Genomic DNA, 254 nt, shown 5'->3' on the forward strand with positions numbered 1-254 from the left:
GTGAGGATGCGCTGGGATGGGGGGGCGATCGCTATGTTTCGGTTAATATTTCGCCCATGGAGTTCCGCACCAGCGATTTAGTGCAGCGGGTTGCGGATGTGCTGGCGAAAAGTGGCCTGCCGGCTACGCGGCTGGAGCTGGAGATCACGGAGAACGTGACCTTTGAACATCCGCAGCATGCGCTGGAGGTGATGCAGGGTTTACGGTCACTCGGGGTAAGGTTAACCGTTGATGATTTCGGCACCGGCTATGCG

General features: G+C 58.3%; 1 protein-coding gene. It reads left to right on the forward strand.

The window, feature by feature from the left end:
- Positions 1-254, forward strand: a 254-nt coding sequence (locus SB765_RS31710) for an EAL domain-containing protein (RefSeq protein WP_410932765.1), incomplete at both ends; no start/stop codon positions are given.

The sequence above is a fragment of the Pseudomonas sp. SIMBA_067 genome (genome assembly GCF_046534675.1).
Lineage (GTDB): Bacteria > Pseudomonadota > Gammaproteobacteria > Pseudomonadales > Pseudomonadaceae > Aquipseudomonas > Aquipseudomonas putida.